The 16,141-nt window shown below is 67.2% G+C and carries 13 protein-coding genes and 1 pseudogene; all 14 read right to left on the bottom strand.

Going from position 1 to position 16,141, the window contains the following annotated elements:
• Window position 1 precedes the first annotated feature (1 nt).
• The 14 genes and pseudogenes from astD to hpnI all read right to left on the bottom strand — a co-directional run bounded on the left by astD (window position 2) and on the right by hpnI (window position 15,635).
• Window positions 2-1,465: a succinylglutamate-semialdehyde dehydrogenase gene (gene astD, locus WS78_RS05800; RefSeq protein ID WP_059584781.1), complete on the bottom strand. Its 1,464-nt coding sequence runs from the start codon at window positions 1,463-1,465 to the stop codon at window positions 2-4.
• A 5-nt stretch (window positions 1,466-1,470) separates the two neighbouring features.
• Window positions 1,471-2,529, bottom strand: a complete 1,059-nt coding sequence (astA, locus tag WS78_RS05795; RefSeq protein ID WP_059584783.1) for an arginine N-succinyltransferase — start codon at window positions 2,527-2,529, stop codon at window positions 1,471-1,473.
• Window positions 2,526-3,584, bottom strand: coding sequence for an arginine/ornithine succinyltransferase subunit alpha (aruF, locus tag WS78_RS05790; RefSeq protein WP_059584785.1), 1,059 nt, complete (start codon window positions 3,582-3,584; stop codon window positions 2,526-2,528). Before aruF ends, astA begins: the two co-directional genes overlap by 4 nt.
• 92 nt (window positions 3,585-3,676) lie before the next feature.
• Complete coding sequence (locus WS78_RS05785; protein WP_059584787.1) at window positions 3,677-4,912, bottom strand: aspartate aminotransferase family protein; 1,236 nt, start codon at window positions 4,910-4,912, stop codon at window positions 3,677-3,679.
• 573 nt (window positions 4,913-5,485) lie between these two features.
• Window positions 5,486-5,575, bottom strand: a pseudogene (locus WS78_RS38170) (ion transporter); the annotation flags it as partial.
• A gap of 87 nt (window positions 5,576-5,662) precedes the next feature.
• A complete protein-coding gene (locus WS78_RS05770; protein ID WP_038755384.1) occupies window positions 5,663-6,706 on the bottom strand; it encodes a GlxA family transcriptional regulator in 1,044 nt (347 codons plus the stop codon).
• Between the two features lie 27 nt (window positions 6,707-6,733).
• Complete coding sequence (locus tag WS78_RS05765; RefSeq protein WP_059584789.1) at window positions 6,734-7,528, bottom strand: ABC transporter ATP-binding protein; 795 nt, start codon at window positions 7,526-7,528, stop codon at window positions 6,734-6,736.
• Between the two features lie 21 nt (window positions 7,529-7,549).
• A complete protein-coding gene (locus WS78_RS05760) occupies window positions 7,550-8,263 on the bottom strand; it encodes an ABC transporter permease (protein WP_038751077.1) in 714 nt (237 codons plus the stop codon).
• Entirely contained in the window at window positions 8,260-8,949 is a 690-nt protein-coding gene (locus WS78_RS05755; protein ID WP_038751079.1) for an ABC transporter permease, read from the bottom strand. Before WS78_RS05755 ends, WS78_RS05760 begins: the two co-directional genes overlap by 4 nt.
• A gap of 876 nt (window positions 8,950-9,825) precedes the next feature.
• A complete protein-coding gene (gene bamE / locus WS78_RS05750) occupies window positions 9,826-10,386 on the bottom strand; it encodes an outer membrane protein assembly factor BamE domain-containing protein (protein ID WP_038751139.1) in 561 nt (186 codons plus the stop codon).
• A gap of 592 nt (window positions 10,387-10,978) precedes the next feature.
• Entirely contained in the window at window positions 10,979-12,025 is a 1,047-nt protein-coding gene (locus WS78_RS05745) for a lysylphosphatidylglycerol synthase domain-containing protein (RefSeq protein WP_059584792.1), read from the bottom strand.
• On the bottom strand, window positions 12,022-12,909 hold the full coding sequence (gene hpnK / locus WS78_RS05740; protein ID WP_038751083.1) for a hopanoid biosynthesis-associated protein HpnK: 888 nt from the start codon (window positions 12,907-12,909) through the stop codon (window positions 12,022-12,024). Before hpnK ends, WS78_RS05745 begins: the two co-directional genes overlap by 4 nt.
• A gap of 3 nt (window positions 12,910-12,912) precedes the next feature.
• Window positions 12,913-14,334: a hopanoid biosynthesis associated radical SAM protein HpnJ gene (hpnJ, locus tag WS78_RS05735; RefSeq protein ID WP_038751085.1), complete on the bottom strand. Its 1,422-nt coding sequence runs from the start codon at window positions 14,332-14,334 to the stop codon at window positions 12,913-12,915.
• A gap of 122 nt (window positions 14,335-14,456) precedes the next feature.
• On the bottom strand, window positions 14,457-15,635 hold the full coding sequence (gene hpnI, locus WS78_RS05730) for a bacteriohopanetetrol glucosamine biosynthesis glycosyltransferase HpnI (RefSeq protein WP_059584794.1): 1,179 nt from the start codon (window positions 15,633-15,635) through the stop codon (window positions 14,457-14,459).
• Window positions 15,636-16,141 lie beyond the last annotated feature (506 nt).

The following is a 16,141-nucleotide window of genomic DNA, read 5'->3' as shown; positions in this document are numbered from 1 at the left end:
CTCAGAAATGAAGGCCCGGCGAGAGGCTCGCGGGCATCTGCAATTGCGCGCTCTCGACCGACGCCATCGGATACGCGCAGTAATCGGCCGCGTAGTACGCGCTCGGGCGATGGTTGCCGGAGCGGCCCGCGCCGCCGAACGGCGCCGCCGACGACGCGCCGTTGGTCGGCCGGTTCCAGTTCACGATGCCGGCGCGGATCGCGCGGCGGAACGTGTCCCAGGCTTTTTCGTCGTCGGCGAGCAGGCCCGCCGACAGGCCGAACGCGGTGTCGTTCGCGCGCGCTATCGCGTCGTCGAGATCCGTATAGCGAATGATCTGCGCGAGCGGGCCGAAATGCTCTTCGTCGGGCAGCTCGCGCACGTTCGTCACGTCGAGAATCGACGCGTTGACGAAGCCGAGCGCGGAATCGCGCTGCTTCATCTCGACGATGGGCGCAGCGCCCAGCTCGACGAGCCTCGCCTGCGCGGCGACGAGACGCGACGCCGCGCGCGCCGAGATCACCGCGCCCATGAACGGCTGCGGATCGGCGTCGTAGACGTCGGCCGTGATCTTCGACGTGACGTCCGCGAAGCGCGCGAGGAAGCGATCGCCGAACGCGCCGTGCGGCACGAGAATCCGGCGCGCGCACGTGCAGCGCTGCCCCGCCGACAGGAACGCCGACTGGATCGCGTGATGCACCGCCGCGTCGATATCCTCGACGTCGGCGACGACGAGCGGATTGTTGCCGCCCATCTCGAGCGCGAGCACGATCTCCGGCCGGCCGCCGAACTGCCGGTGCAGCACCGTGCCCGTGTCGGAGCTGCCGGTGAAGAAGAGCCCATCGATCTGCCGATGGTTCGCGAGCGCGACGCCCGTGTCCTTCTTGCCCTGCACGAGATTGAGCACGCCGGCGGGCAGCCCCGCGTCGTGCCAGATCTCGACGGTGGCGCGCGCGACGCCGGGCGCGAGCTCAGACGGCTTGAACACGACGGCATTGCCCGCGATGAGCGCCGGCACGATATGCCCGTTCGGCAAGTGGCCGGGGAAGTTGTATGGACCGAACACCGCGACGACCCCGTGCGGACGATGCCGCAGCACCGCGACGCCGTCGCCCATCGGCGTGCGCCTTTCGCCCGTGCGCTCGTGGTACGCGGCGATCGAGATGTCGACCTTCGCGGCCATCGACGCGACCTCGGTGCGCGCCTCCCACAGCGGCTTGCCGGTCTCGCGGCCGATCATCGTCGCGAGCGCTTCCTTGCGCTCGACGAGAAGCGCGGCGAAGCGCTTGACGATCGCGCAACGCGCGTCGAGATCGAGCGCCGACCACGAAGCGAATGCGCGCCGCGCGCTCGCGACCGCGCGGTCGACGTCGTGCGCCGACGCGCTCGCGCCTTCCCACACGCGCTCGTTCGTGCCGGGGTTGCGCGACGCGAAGACGGCTCCCGCGCCGTCGACCCAGGCGCCGTCGATGAAGAGTTCAGTCATGTCCGTTATCTCTGTTTGGGTTTGAGCGGCAATACGCGCACGAGATCGCCCGCGCTCACGCGCAGCGCGGCGGCATCGTCGGCCGACAGCATGAACGCGCCGTCCTCGACGAGTCCCGGCGCGACGCCGACGCGAAAATCGGTGAGCGACGTGTTCGACACGAGCGAGCGCGGTGCTTCGTCGCGTCCGTCGCCCCCATCACGCCGGTCGCGCCCGGCGCTCGCGCCGATCGCGACCGGCACGACGACGCTCTCGCGCACCGTGCGCAGATCCGAGACGTGGCATTCGAGCACGGGGCCCGCATCGAAGATGTCGACGTGGTTCTGATAGCGCAGCCCTTCCGCTTCGAGCATCTTGCGCGCGGGCAGCGTGTCGCGATGCGTGAGCCCGATCACGTCCTGCGCGTCCCGCGGCAGCAGGTCGACGTAGACTGGAAAGCGCGGCATCAGTTCCGCGAGGAACGACTTGCGGCCGTGCGAGCTCAGATAATCGGCGGCGTTGAAATCGATCTGATAGAAGTGCGATCCGACCGCGCGCCAGAACGGCGACGTGCCGTCGTCGTCGAAGTGCCCGCGCAGCTCCGCGCAGATGCGCTCCGGAAAGCGTTCGCGGAACTGCGCGATGAACATGAAGCGCGAGCGCGACAGCAGGCCGCCTACGCCGCCCGTCCGGTAGCGCGGGCTCAGGAACAGCGAGCACACTTCCGCGTAGCCCGTCAGGTCGTGCGAGATGTTCAGCAGCGACATCTTCGTCCACACGCCGAGATCCTGGCTCGCGTGGACGACCGTGCTCACGCGATAGTTGTAGAACGGCTGCGCGAGGCCGACTTCGGTTTCGATTCCGCACACGCCGGCGATGTCGCCCGACTGCGAATCTTCCATCACGAAGAAATAGCCGGCCTCGGCGGGCGTCGCGCAATTCTCGAGCGTGCGGCGCGTGCGCTCGATTCGCGCGGCGAGCGCGTCGCGGTCCGGCTTGAACGTGGTGAGCCCCGGTCCGGTTTCCTGCGCGAGCGAGACGAGCGCATCCACGTCGCCCGTTTGTACGACCCGAACGACGATCATGCTGCGTCTCCTGGTTGGTCCGACGGTTGGCCGTCGCGCTGATGCAGCGGCACGCAGCGCACCGTGTCGCCGTCGGCGACGCCGAGCGCCGCGCGCGCGTCGGCGGGCAGCGGCGCGTCGGCGCTGTCGGCGGGCAGATCGGCGAGCACGCAGCGAAACGCGTCGCCGCGCCCGCTCGAGAGCAGATACGTGGTGTCGCCCTGCGCGCGCGCCGCCTCGCGCACCGTGCGCTCGGCGTGCTTCGTCACGCACGCGGTGCGGTCGACCTGCGCGGTCAGCACGGGGCCGGCGTCGAAGATGTCGACGTAGCGGTCCGGCTCGAAGCCCTCCTCGAGGTGGATGTCGTACGCGAGGAGCGCGTGCTCGTTCGGCTCGCCGAGCACGCGCTGCGCGGCCTCGGGCAGCAGCGGCACGTAAAGCGGATAGGTCGGCATCACTTCGGCGATGAACGTGCGGCTGCGGCCGCCCGACTCGATCTCGACCGCGGCGAAGTCGCGCCCGAAGAACTTGCGGCCGACCGCCTCCCAGAACGGCGACGCGCCCGTCTCGTCGGTGACGCCGAGCAACAGCGAGAACACCTCGGGCGTGAAGCGGCTGCGGTTCGCGGCGATGTACATCATCCGTGCGCGCGAGATCAGATGCGCGGCGGCGTCGCCGCGCAGCGACGGATCGACGTAGAAGCCGGCGAGCCGGCTCTTGCCCGTCAATTCGTGCGACATCGTGAGCGCATGGATCTTGCGGTTCACGTGCAGCTCGCGCGACGCGTGGATCAGCGCGTCGTTGCGGAACGCGTAGAACGGCTCCGAATAGCCGGCCGCGGCGACGATGCTCGCGGTGCCGAGCAGCTTGCCCGTCGCGCTGTCCTCGAGCACGAACAGATAGAACTCCTCGCCGGGGAAGTCGACTTCCGCGCGAAACGAGTCCTCGGAAAGCGCGACGCGCGCTTCGAGCGCCGCGCGGTCGTGCGGCAGCGAGTGCAGCACGGGTTGCGCGGTGCGCGCCATCTGCGCGAGCGCGTCGAGATCGGCGAGTCTGCCGGGGCGTACGAAGAGCATCGTCGTTCCTGTCTACGTCAGCATTACTACGTCAGCGATATGGGCCGCTTGGGCGCTGCTTAGGGGCTGCTTAGGGGCTGCTTAGGGGCTGCTCAGCGCGGCGTAGCTTCGGCCTGCGCGGCGAGCACCTGCTCGACCGCCTTCTCGAAGCGCGCGAGGCCTTCGTCGAGCACGTCGAGCGGAATCACGAGCGACGGCGCGAAGCGCAGCACGTTCGGGCCGGCGATCAGCATGATCACGCCATGGTCGGCCGCGGCCGACACGAAATCCTTCGCGCGGCCGTCGAACGCGTCGACGAGCTCCGCGCCGATCAGCAGGCCCTTGCCGCGAACTTCCTTGAAGAGCTTGAAGCGCGCGTCGATTTTCTCGAGCGTGGCCGTGAGGCGCGCGCTGCGCTCCTTGACGCCTTCGAGGAGCGCCGGATCGCTGACGAGCTCGACGACCTTCTCGGCGATCGCCGACGCGAGCGGATTGCCGCCGTACGTCGTGCCGTGCACGCCGACCTTGAAGTGCGCGGCGAGCTCTTTCGTCGTGAGCATCGCGCCGATCGGGAAGCCGTTGCCGAGCGCCTTCGCGGTGGTCAGGATGTCGGGCGTGACGCCCGTGTCCATGTACGCGTAGAAATGGCCGGTGCGGCCGACGCCCGTTTGCACCTCGTCGAAGATGAGGAGCGCGCCGTGCGCGTCGCATGCTTCGCGCAGCGCCTCGAGGAACGCGGGATCGGCGGGGATCACGCCGCCCTCGCCCTGGATCGGCTCGACGATCACGGCGCAGGTCTTCGGGCCGATCGCGGCCTTTGCGGCGGCGATGTCGTTGTACGGCAGGTGCCGGATGCCTTCGGGCACGGGGCCGAAGCCTTCCGAATACTTCGATTGTCCGCCGACGCTGACGGTGAAGAACGTGCGGCCGTGGAACGACTGGAGGAACGACACGATCTCGTACTTGTCGGCGCCGTGTCGCTCGAACGCGACTCGGCGCGCGAGCTTGAGGGCGGCCTCGTTGGCTTCGGCGCCGGAGTTCGCGAAGAACGCGCGATCGGCGAACGTGAGCGATTCGAGGCGCTTCGCGAGGCGCAGGACGGGCTCGTTCGTGTAGCCGTTGCCGATGTGCCAGAGCTTGCGGCCTTGCTCGTCGAGGACCTTGAGGAGCTCCGGATGACCGTGGCCGAGCGCGGTGACGGCGATGCCGCCCGCGAAATCGACGTAGTCGCGGCCTTCCGTGTCCCACACGCGCGAGCCTTCGCCGCGCTCAGGCACGAACGGCGCGGGGGCGAACACCGGCACCATCACTTCATCGAAAGTCTGACGGGACACGTTCGGGCTCTTCATGACGATTCCTTTCGTTTCGTAAGAGGTAACAGATTCAAGTTTAGGCAACGCCGCGCGATGCGTCTTGCGCAATTGCGACGCGATTTGTCGGATGGGGTTCTTTTGCCCTTTTCGGCGGGCGACGATTTTTTGTCGGTTGTTTGGCGTATGTGTGTGTCGTGAATGGCCTGTGATGTTTGCGGTCTGTCAGCGTCGCCCCTCCCCGGGGCGGGGGTCACTTTTCTTTGTCTTGCCAAAGAAAAGTAACCTAAAGAAAGGCGCTTTTTCGGCCCAGGCCTAAGGCGACATGCTCGTTCGTGTCGGCACGGCCCCAACGTGTCGCGTCGCACCGGAACGCGGAGCGGATCGCGCGGGGGCCGTGTCGTCGCATCGCCCGCCGGCTCCTTTTTCGCTGCGCTCGGACGATGGGCACATCAAGGCGCGAGCCTCGGATTTGAATAATTGGCATACCTTGAGATTGGCGGCATGCGTCGTGCGGGGCGAGCCGTGACATGAAAGAGTGGTTTGCAGCGAAGTGAGCGGTGAAGCTGGCGAGAAGAGCGAACGCAGCTCCCTTTGCTGTCCGCCGAAGGACGCGCCTTTCTTTTGGTTACTTTTCTTTGGCAAGACAAAGAAAAGTGACCCCCGCCCCGGGGAGGGGCGACGCTCACAGACCGCAAACATCACAGGCCATTCACGACACACACACATACGCCAAACAACCGACAAAAAAAACGCAACGAAGAAAGCGCCCCCAAGGACTGCTCACGCTCAGTCCCGAGCCGGCGGCCGCTCCACCAAGGCCCCCGCGCGAGGCGGCTCGGCGCCCCCCTTCCCGTGCTGCTTCTCGAGCCACGCGCGCCGATCCTCGCGCGGCGTGACGCCGAAGCGTTCCCGATAGGCATTCGAAAAATGCGCCGCCGAAGAAAACCCGCACGCGAGACTCACCTGCACGACCGACTTGCTCGTGCGCTGCAACTGCGTGCGCGCCTTCAGCAACCGCAAATTCAGGTAATACTTCGACGGCATCGCGCCGAGATACTGTCTGAAGAGTCGCTCGAGCTGCCGCCGCGACACGCCGACGAGCCCCGCGATCTCGTCCGTCGTCAGCGGGTCCTCGACATTCGCCTCCATCAGCAGCAGCGCATCGTTCAATCGCGGGTGCCGCTCGCCCGGCGCCGTCACGAACGGAATCCGCTGGCGCTCCTCGCCGCTGCGAAGCGGCCCCGTGCCGAGCGCGTCCGCAACCCGCTCCGCCAGCTCCGGCCCCTGATCGCGGCCGATCATCGCCAGCATGAAATCAACGCTCGCCTGGCCGCCCGCGCACGTCGCGCGATCGCGGTCGATCTCGAAGATCTGCTGCGTGACGATCGAACGCTCGAATTGCTCCGCGAACTGCTGGTAAGTCTCCCAGTTCACGCTCACCCGGTAGCCCGACAACTGCCCCGCCATCGCGAGCCACCACACGCCGTGATGAATGCCCGTCACGAGCGGCGTGCGCTGGCCGACCCGCGCGAGGCTCGCGAGAAAGAGCCGGTAATCGGCGAACTGCTGGAACCGCTCGCTGACGACGATCAGCCAGTCGCAGACGATCGCATCGTTGAACGCGGCGTCCGCGTGCCACTGCGCGCCGCCCGCGAGCGGCACCGCGCGGCCGTCCCACGAGCACACCTGCCAGCGGTACAACAGGCGCGCGTCGATCTCGTTCGCGAGATTCAACGCGTCGACGATCGGCCCCACGCCCGACATCGACACGGGCGGCAACGCGACGATCGCCACCTGTATCGTGCGGGCGGGATTCGCTGGACGATTCACGGACGTCACGACCTGCCGCGTCGACCGTTACTTGAGGCTGCCCGACAGGAACTGCCTCAGGCGCTCGCTTTGCGGACGCCCGAGCACGTCGGCCGGATCGCCCTCTTCCTCGGTGCGCCCCTGGTGCAGGAACATCACGTGGTTCGACACGTTGCGCGCGAAGCCCATCTCGTGCGTGACGACGATCATCGTGCGCCCTTCCTCCGCGAGCTTCTGCATCACCTTCAGCACTTCGCCGACGAGCTCCGGGTCGAGCGCCGACGTCGGCTCGTCGAACAGCATCACGTCCGGATGCATCGCGAGCGCGCGCGCAATTGCGACGCGCTGCTGCTGACCGCCCGACAGATGCGACGGATACTGCTTTTCCACGCGCGGCGCGAGGCCCACCTTCTCCAGATATTCGCGCGCGCGCTCCTCGGCCTCGCGCTTCGGAAGGCCGAGCACGTGCACCGGCGCCTCCATCACGTTCTCGAGCACGTTCATGTGCGCCCACAGGTTGAAGTGCTGGAACACCATCGCAAGCTTCGTGCGAATCCGCTGCAGCTGCTTGTGATCGGCGACTTCGAGGCTGCCCGCGCGATCGGCCTTCGTGCGCACCGTCTCGCCGTCGACGACGATCTGACCCGCGTTCGGCCGCTCAAGAAAATTGATGCAGCGCAGGAACGTGCTCTTGCCGGAGCCGCTCGCGCCGATGATGCTGATGACGTCGCCCGCCTTCGCGTTCAGCGACACGCCCTTGAGCACCTCGTTGTCGCCGTAGCGCTTGTGGATGTCCCGCGCCTCGAGCTTGCACGCGGCGGTCGTGGTCGTGGTCTCTGCCAACTGGCTCTCCCTGGAGTGAAATCAATGACGGCCGGCCGCGAGATACGCGAGCCAGTGGCGCTCGGCCCGACGAAAGGCCGCGACGAGTGCGAACGATACCGCAAGATAGATCAGCGCGGCGATTCCGAACGACTGGAACGCCATGTACGTCGCCGAATTCGCGTCGCGCGCGACCTTCAGGATATCGGGCACGGTCGCCGTGAACGCAACCGTCGTCGCATGCAGCATCAGGATCACTTCGTTGCTGTAAAGCGGCAGCGCGCGGCGCAGCGACGACGGCAGGATCACCCGGCGGTACATCGTGAGCGGGCTCATCCCGTACGCGCGCGCCGCCTCGACCTCGCCGTGCGGGATCGCGCGGATCGCGCCCGCGAAGATCTCGGTCGTGTACGCACAGGTGTTGAGCGCGAACGCGAGGATCGCGCAGTTGAAGCCGCTCCTGAAGAACGCGTCGAGGAACGCATGATCGCGAACGAACGCGAGGCTGTACATCCCGGTGTAGATGAGGAGCAATTGCACGTAGAGCGGCGTGCCGCGAAACACGTACGTGTAGAAGCGCACGGGCGTCGACAGCCAGCGGTTCTTCGACACCCGCGCGACCGCGAGCGGCACCGCGCAGGCAAAGCCGATCGCGAGCGACGCGACGAGCAGCCACAGCGTGACGGCAAGCCCCGACATGCGCTGGCCGTCCCAGTAGAAGAACGCGCGCCCGAATTCCTGGAGAATCTCGATCATAGTTCCGCGTGCCTCACGCCGATGGAATAACGCTTCTCGAGCTGCCTGAGCACGAGATTGGAGACCGTCGTGATCGCGAGATACACGAGCGCCGCGACGAGGATGAAGAAGAACATGTTGAACGTGCTCTTGCCCGCGTCCTGCGCGGCTTTCACGACGTCGGCCAGGCCGATGATCGACACGAGCGCGGTCGCCTTCACGAGCACCTGCCAGTTGTTGCCGATGCCGGGCAGCGCGAAGCGCATCATCTGCGGAAACATGATCCTCACGAACACGCGCATGCCGCTCATCCCGTACGCGCTGCCCGCCTCGAGCTGGCCGCGCGGCACCGAGAGGAACGCGCCGCGAAACGTCTCGGTGAAGTACGCGCCGTAGATGAAGCCGAGCGTCAGCACGCCCGCGACGAACGGATCGATGTCGATCTGATCCCAGTTCATCAGATCGGTGAACTGGTTCAGCCAGATCTGAATGCTGTAGAACAGCAGCAGCATCAGCACGAGATCGGGCACCGAGCGGATGAGCGTCGTGTAGCCCGTCGCCATCGCGCGCAGCGCGCGATTGTGCGAGAGCTTCGCCACCGCGCCGACGAGGCCGAGCACGATTGCGGCCGCGAGCGACAGCACCGACAGCTCGATCGTCTGCACGGTGCCGGCCCAGATGAGCGGGCCAAAGCCGTATAGAAACACGCTTGTCTCCGTGATCGTGATGGGAGTGGCGCACGGACGGCTGCGCCGGTTTGACGCGGATAGTCGCAAGCGAAAAAAATCGGCTCAAATGGCGGTGGCGCGCAATGCTGCGCCGCAATATCACGGCGACGCCGGCGCGCGGCACGCGCACAGCACTGTTTTAGCGGGGTAAACGTCGGCGGCGGGCATTGCCGGCCGCGCGTCGTGCGCAGCTTTTTTGCAAGTTTCGAGTCGCTTTTGCGATAGGGACGACGGGCGCGGACGAGCGGCCGCAGCGGACGGTTCGCGGCGACGCACGATGATCGGCAGCGGGTTCGCGGGCGTTCGAGCCGCTCGCACCGCTCGCAACCAGTCGGGCACTGTCGGCAGCGCCTCGAAGCGAGTCTGAGCGCCTGGAACGGCTCCGGATGGCCTCGAAAGGCGTGAATGACGCACGCCGACGGCGCCAGTGGTCGTCGGCCGCGCTGCGCGGCATTGACCGGCACGCGCGGCGAAAGCCGCGAGATGACGAGATGACGAGATGATGAGATGACTCGAGGACGCGACGACGAAGCGAGGACGCCGTGAGAAGCCGGCGTCAGCGAGTGCCTGCCGGCGCCGAGGAGAAATCCGACGGCCAGCGAGTCACCCCGAGCGCCGACAGATTTTGCGAGCGCGCTCGCGAGCGTCCGCGATCGGCCAAGCCGCTCATGACGACGAACCGGCCATTGCGCCGCAAAGAACCGGCAAGGCGCGGCAGGCGCTCGGGCGCACGCGGCGCACATGCCTGCGTTCGCGTACGCGCAGTCGCGACGGACGAATACGAACCGATTGGGCCACGCGCCGACGCCCCACGGGGCCGGCCGCCCTCGACGCAGCCCCGCCCCGCCTCGACGCTCAGTGCCCCTTCAGGATGTCCGAGCGCGACGTCGTATAGACGAGCCCGTCCGGCCCGAAATGAGCGTTGAAGAACGCATCCTGATTGACGCCGTCCTCGAGCCAGCGCCAGCTCCACACCGTCTCCGGCTTGAGCGGATAGCGCGCAACCTCGGTCGGCTTGCCGAGCAGCCGCCGCACCTCGTCCTCCGACATGCCCGGGCGAACCTTCGCGAAGTTCGCGGCCGTCAGCACCTGCGTCGCGGCGACGAAGCGGCCGTTCGCGTCGATGTCGACCATGTAGGTCTCGTTGCCCATCGGGCCGCGCGGATATTCGAGACGCTTCGAGCCGTCGGTATAGACGCGCTCGGTTTCGGGCCGGCCCATCTGGCCGCGGATCTCGGCCTCCGTCGTCACGCCGGGCGTGAGGCCCTTGAGGAACAGCGGCGCGGGCTTGACCGCGTTGAAAAAATCCTTGAATCGCTGCACGGTCTGCTCGCTTTGCTGGTCGTCGCAGCCGGCGAGCACGAGCGCCGCGCCGAGCATTGCCACGGGAAGGACACGGAATCGGAACATCGTCATCGGGAAATGGCGCGACTTGCGCGTGACATCGAACACGCGCGCAAGCATACCGCACCGCGATCATCGTGCGCGGAAAGCGCGACTCGATGAAGCGCTCGAAGTGTGGTCCGTTTCACCGCGACGCGTCGCTTCTCGCGGCTGCTCACGGCTTCTCGTGGCTTCTCATCGTGTCGCGCCGTGTCGAGACGGCACTCGGCGGCGAGCCGCGGTTGGCAATCGCCCCGGCTTCGCGACGCGAAAGGAGGACAATCGCAACGCCCCTAGCCGCACGGCCGGACGATCGCCGGCGGAACCGCCGAGCGTGCGCGCGGTCGGCTCCCCTTTGAGCCTTTGAGCCTTTGAGCCTTTGAGCCTTTGAGCCTTTGAGCCTTTGAGCCTTTGAGCCTTTGAGCCTTTGAGCCTTTGAGCCTTTGAGCCTTTGAGCCTTTGAGCCTTTGAGCCTTTGAGCCTTTGAGCCTTTGAGCCTTCGTGCCTTCGTGCCTTCGTGCCTTCGTGCCTTCGTGCCTTCGTGCCTTCGTGCCTTCGGACGATCGATTCGGCAGCCCGGCGAGTCAACAGCCGAAAGGAAGCGCCGCGTCGCCCGACCACGCGCTCACAGCAGCGTCTCGACCTCGCGCTCGCGCCGCGCCTCGGCGGCTGCGACGCGGGCCGCGCGCCGCGCGTGGCTGCGAATCCGCCGTCGCGTGCGCGACAGCTCGACGAGCTGCCACGACCCGAGCGCCAGCGCGCCGAACAGCAGCTCGCGCACGCGCTTGACGAGCGCGAGCGACAGCGCCGCCTCGCGATCGACGCCGAACATCTGCGCGAGCAGCACGACGGTCGCCTCCTGGACACCCAGCCCGCCCGGCACCATGAACGCCGCATGGCGCACGGCCTGCGTCATCGCCTCGATCGCGATCGCGCCGCCGATCGACACCGGATGGCCGAGCAGCGCGAGCGCCCAGTAAATTTCGAGCGCGCCGACCACGTAGCCGGCGAGCTGCCAGAAGAATGCGCGAAACAAGAGGCCCGCGCGCGACATCAGCGCGTCGATGTCGGCGTCGAGGCGCTTGCCGTCGACGCCTTGCAGCAGCCTGTGCGAATCGCCGAGCAGCCGGCTCGCGAAGCGCTCGATCGCATGGAAGACACCGCCGCGCCGCATCAGCGCGAACGCGAGCACCGGCATCGGCAGCGACAGCACGAGCGCGACGCCGATCGTCTTCGCGCCGACGCTCTCCTGCGTCGCGGCGAGCAGCAGCACGAGGCCGAGCGCGGCGAACGCGTACTGAACGGCGATCGTCACCAGCACCTCGACGATCACCGACGCCGTCACGCGGCTCGCATCGGGCACGCGCCAGCGCGCGAGCCGGATGCCGACGATCTCGCCGCCGACGCCGACGACGGGCAGCAGGCGGTTCACCGCCTCGCGCACGGTCGCGATCCACCAGAGGAACGGCAGCGACGCGCGCTTGTCGAGCAGCAAACGCCAGGCGTGCGCGTCGAGCAGCAGCGGCAGGCCGTGAAACGGCACGAGCCACAGCAGCGCGAAGCCGGCCTGGCCGATCACGCGGACGGCGTCGCCGACGCCCTCGTGCACGACGAGCGCGAGCAGGATCGCGATCCCGATCGGCCAGCCGAGCCATTTGATCCAGCGGATCATGACGGCTGCGCCCCGGTGATCCGCGCGCCGCGCGGCAGGCGCGCACGCGCGCGATCGCCGAACACGTCGGCGAAGCCGCCGCACGCGACGCCCGCCGCCTGCACCGCGGCCGCGACGCGCGGCGACAGGAGCGCGGCGAGCTCGTCGGCCGGCCGGTAATCGCGCATCGACGGCGTGATCGGGCCGTCGCCCGCCTCCGCCGGATGCGAGTAGATCTCGCCGACGCCCGGCGGCAGCTTCGCGAGCGCGTCGAGCAGCACGGCCTCGTCCATCGCGCCCGTGTGCTCGATGCCGACCACGTAGTCGTTGTGCGCGATGCCCGCGCGGTCGAGCCGCGCGCGCACGAGCCCGATCCACGGCTTCAGCCAGAACGGCGTCGACGGCTCGTACGGCAGCCGCATCGCGGAAAGCCCGAATTCGCGGCCGATCTCGACGAGCATCGACAGCACGGTCGGATGCAGATGGAAATGCTTGTGCGTGTTCACGTGATCGAGCGCGAGCCCGGTCGCCGCGAACGCCTCGAACTGCGCGCGGATCTCGCGGCGCAGTTGCGCTCGCACGTGCGGCAGGAAGAAAAAGCGGCAGCCGTCCTTCGCCATCGCGTCGCCGAAACGGCCGTCGGGGCCGACGAGCGCGGGAATCTCGCTTGCGGGCAGCGTCGCCGGCCCGTCGGCGAGCACGACGTGCAGGCCGACCGCGAGCGACGGCAGGCGCTTCGCGCGCTCGATCGCGTCGCGCGCGGCCGGCGCGCCGACCATCAGGCTCGCGGCCGCGAGCACGCCGTCGCGGTGCGCACGCTCGACGGCGGCATTGACCCGCTCATGCAGGCCGAAATCGTCCGCCGTGAAGATCAGCGCGCGCCGCGCCGCGTCGGAGGCAGCCACCGATTACGCCTCGTGCGCGCGCAGGAAGCGGAAGAATTCGACGCCCTCGCGCAGACGGCGCTTCATCATGTCCCAGCTCGTCAGCATTTCGCGCAGGATCTCCCAGATCTTCGACGGGCGGAAGTAGAACTCGCGGTAGAAATGCTCGAGCTCGTGGTAGATGTCTTCCTTCGACAGGTGCGGATAGCCGATCGCCGCGAGCTGCACGCCTTCCTTGCTGACGAGGTTGATCGTCTTGTTCTCCTCCATCCAGCCGTTCTCGATCGCCTGGTTGTACAGGCGCGTGCCCGGATACGGCGCGGCGAGCGACACCTGGATCGTGTGCGGATTGATTTCCTTCGCGTACTCGATCGTCTTCTTGATCGTTTCCTTCGTCTCGCCCGGCAGGCCGAGGATGAAGGTGCCGTGGATCTTGATGCCGAGCTTCTTGCAATCCTCGTTGAAGCGGCGCGCGATGTCGGTGCGCAAGCCCTTCTTGATGTTCAAGAGGATCTGGTCGTCGCCCGACTCGTAGCCGACGAGCAGCAGGCGCAGCCCGTTTTCCTTCATGATCTTCAGCGTCGAATACGGCACGTTCGCCTTCGCGTTGCACGACCACGTGACGCCGAGCTTGCCGAGCCCGCGCGCGATCTCCTCGACGCGCGGCTTGAAGTCGGTGAAGGTGTCGTCGTCGAACATGATTTCCTTCACTTCCGGCATGTTGTCGCGAATCCACTTCACTTCCGCGAGCACGCTCTCGACCGAGCGCACGCGGTAGCGGTGGCCGCCCACCGTCTGCGGCCACAGGCAGAACGTGCACTTCGAGCGGCAGCCGCGGCCCGTGTAGATCGACACGTACGGGTAGTTCAGATAGCCGATGAAATAGTTGTCGATCTTCAGGTCGCGCTTGTAGACGGGCGCGACGAACGGCAGCTCGTCCATGTTCTCGATCATCGGACGCGCTCCGTTGTGCTCGATCGAGCCGTCCTTCGCGCGGTAGCTCATGCCGAGAATCTCGGCGAAGGGCTTGCCTTCGGCGATATCCTTGCAGGTGTAGTCGAACTCCTCGCGGCACACGAAATCGATCGCTTCCGTCGCGGTGAGCGAGTTGTGCGGATCGACCGCGACCTTCGCACCGACCATGCCGACGAGCATCGACGGCTTCATCTTCTTCAGGTCTTCCGCGAACATCGCGTCGGTCGGGAACGACGGCGTGCTCGTGTGGATGATCACGAGATCATAGTCCTTCGCGATCTTGAGCGTGTCTTCGACCGACAGGCTGTCGGCCGGCGCGTCGAGCACGCGGCTGCCCGGCACGAGCGCGGCCGGCTGCGCGAGCCACGTCGGATACCAGAAGGACCGGATCTCGCGCTTTGCCTGATAGCGGGAGCCCGCGCCGCCGTCGAAGCCGTCGTACGACGGTGCCTGCAAGAACAGCGTTTTCATGAATGCTCCGGTAGCCTGCTGCATAGATATCAATTCGTTCCAGTACAAATGTTTCGAAAACCGCGGGCGGCCCGTGGCCGCCCGCGCATCCCGTATATGTGTCGCGCCGTGTCGCGCGCCCTTCAGCGCCCGTCGCCCGCTTCGACGACGGTCGCGCGCGCGTCGCCGCCGACGACCGTCATCCTGGCGCCCCGCCACACGACCTGCGTGCCGAACGCGGCGACGAGCCACTCGAGCGCGAGCAGCGCGTCGCGCACCGGCACGAGCGGCAAATCGTGCCAGAACGCACGCCAGCCGGCCGAGCCGCGCGCATGCAGCGCGAGCCGCGCGAGCGTGCCGATCGCGGCGGCCGCGCCGGCCGTGGCACCCGCCGCCGACGCCGGGCCGAGCCACGCCGCGAGCGCCGCGCCGGCCGCGAGCCACGGCGCGGTGAACGTGATGAACAGGAAAGCGAAACCCGCCGGATTCAGCGAGCGGATCGTGCGCAGCCAGCGCGTCTCGCGCAGCCAGAGCGGCGCGAACGACGGCTCCGCGACGTCGGTCGCCACGTTCACCTCGGAGAGCACCGTGCGCAGCCCGAGCCGACGCGGCAGCTCGGCGAGCCAGTAGTCGTCCGCGAGTTCGTCCTTCAGCGCCTTGAAGCCGCCGATCGTATCGAGCGTCGCGCGCGTCAACGCGAGCGTCGCGCCGAATCCGAAGCGGCTCGACCCGCCGAGGTGGGTGATCCGCACCGACGGCGCGAACCACGCATCGACGAATTGCGCGCCGATCCGCGTCCAGAAGCCGCCGACGCTGCGCGCATGATACAGGCAAGTGACGACGCCCACCGACGCATCGGCGAGCGGCGCGGTCACGCGCGTCAGATAATCGGGTTCGACCGCGATGTCGCTGTCGGCGATCACGATGCGGCCGTGGCGCGCGCGCTCGGCGAGATTGACGAGGTTGCTGACCTTCAGGTTCGAGCCGTACACGCGCGCGTCGATCACGAGCTCGATGTCGCAGTCGGGATAATCGGCCTGCAGCCGCCGCACGACGGCGATGGCCGGATCGGCCGCCGACGCGACGCCGAACAGCAACTGGTAGCGCGGATGCCGCTGCTCGCAGAAGGTCGCGAGATTTTCGTACAGATGCGGCTCCGCCCCGCACAGCGGCTTCAGCACGCTGACGGGCTCGAAGCCGTCGCGCACGGCCGTGCGCGGCGTGCGCGGCGCCGGCGCGAACGCCGCGAGCACCGCATAGCCGCACGATGCGCAGGTGAGCGCGAGCAGCACCCACCCGACGATGGAAAGCGATTCCGTCATGCCGCTCGCCTCCGAACGATCGGACGGCGGGCGAAACGGGGACACGATGCTTCGGCGGGGACGAATTCGAACACGATCCCAACTCCTCTTACTTGCACTTTCAACGACGCGCAACGCACCGGAACCGGCCGTACGGCCGCAATCCCGAGGCTCCTCGTGCGGCTTTTCGCGGCAAGCGCAGGGAGAATTGAACGGAATCCGTGAGCGCGATTGGTGTGTAGGCCGCGAATTTTAGCAGCGACGCGCGGGCAGCGCTTGCCGCGCGTACCGAAAAGCACTGTTTCTGAACGGCAAATCCACGCAGATGCAATCAATTTCCGCGCAATTGCCCTCCTCTTAGCGTAAGCGCTTTGCAGGAAGCACGCTGTCCAAAACGTAAGGGTTTCTGTGGATTTTTGTACCAGATGAAATATTCGAGCCAAATCGTCCCGGATTTCATCAAATTTCTTGCGATTACAGTCTATTACAGAACAATCTTTCGCGCCGCTCCGCGTCAAGTTGACGCC

The organism is Burkholderia savannae (assembly GCF_001524445.2).
Classification (GTDB): domain Bacteria; phylum Pseudomonadota; class Gammaproteobacteria; order Burkholderiales; family Burkholderiaceae; genus Burkholderia; species Burkholderia savannae.
The sequence above is the reverse complement of the archived record's forward strand: the minus strand, read 5'-3'. Positions and strand labels throughout refer to the sequence as shown.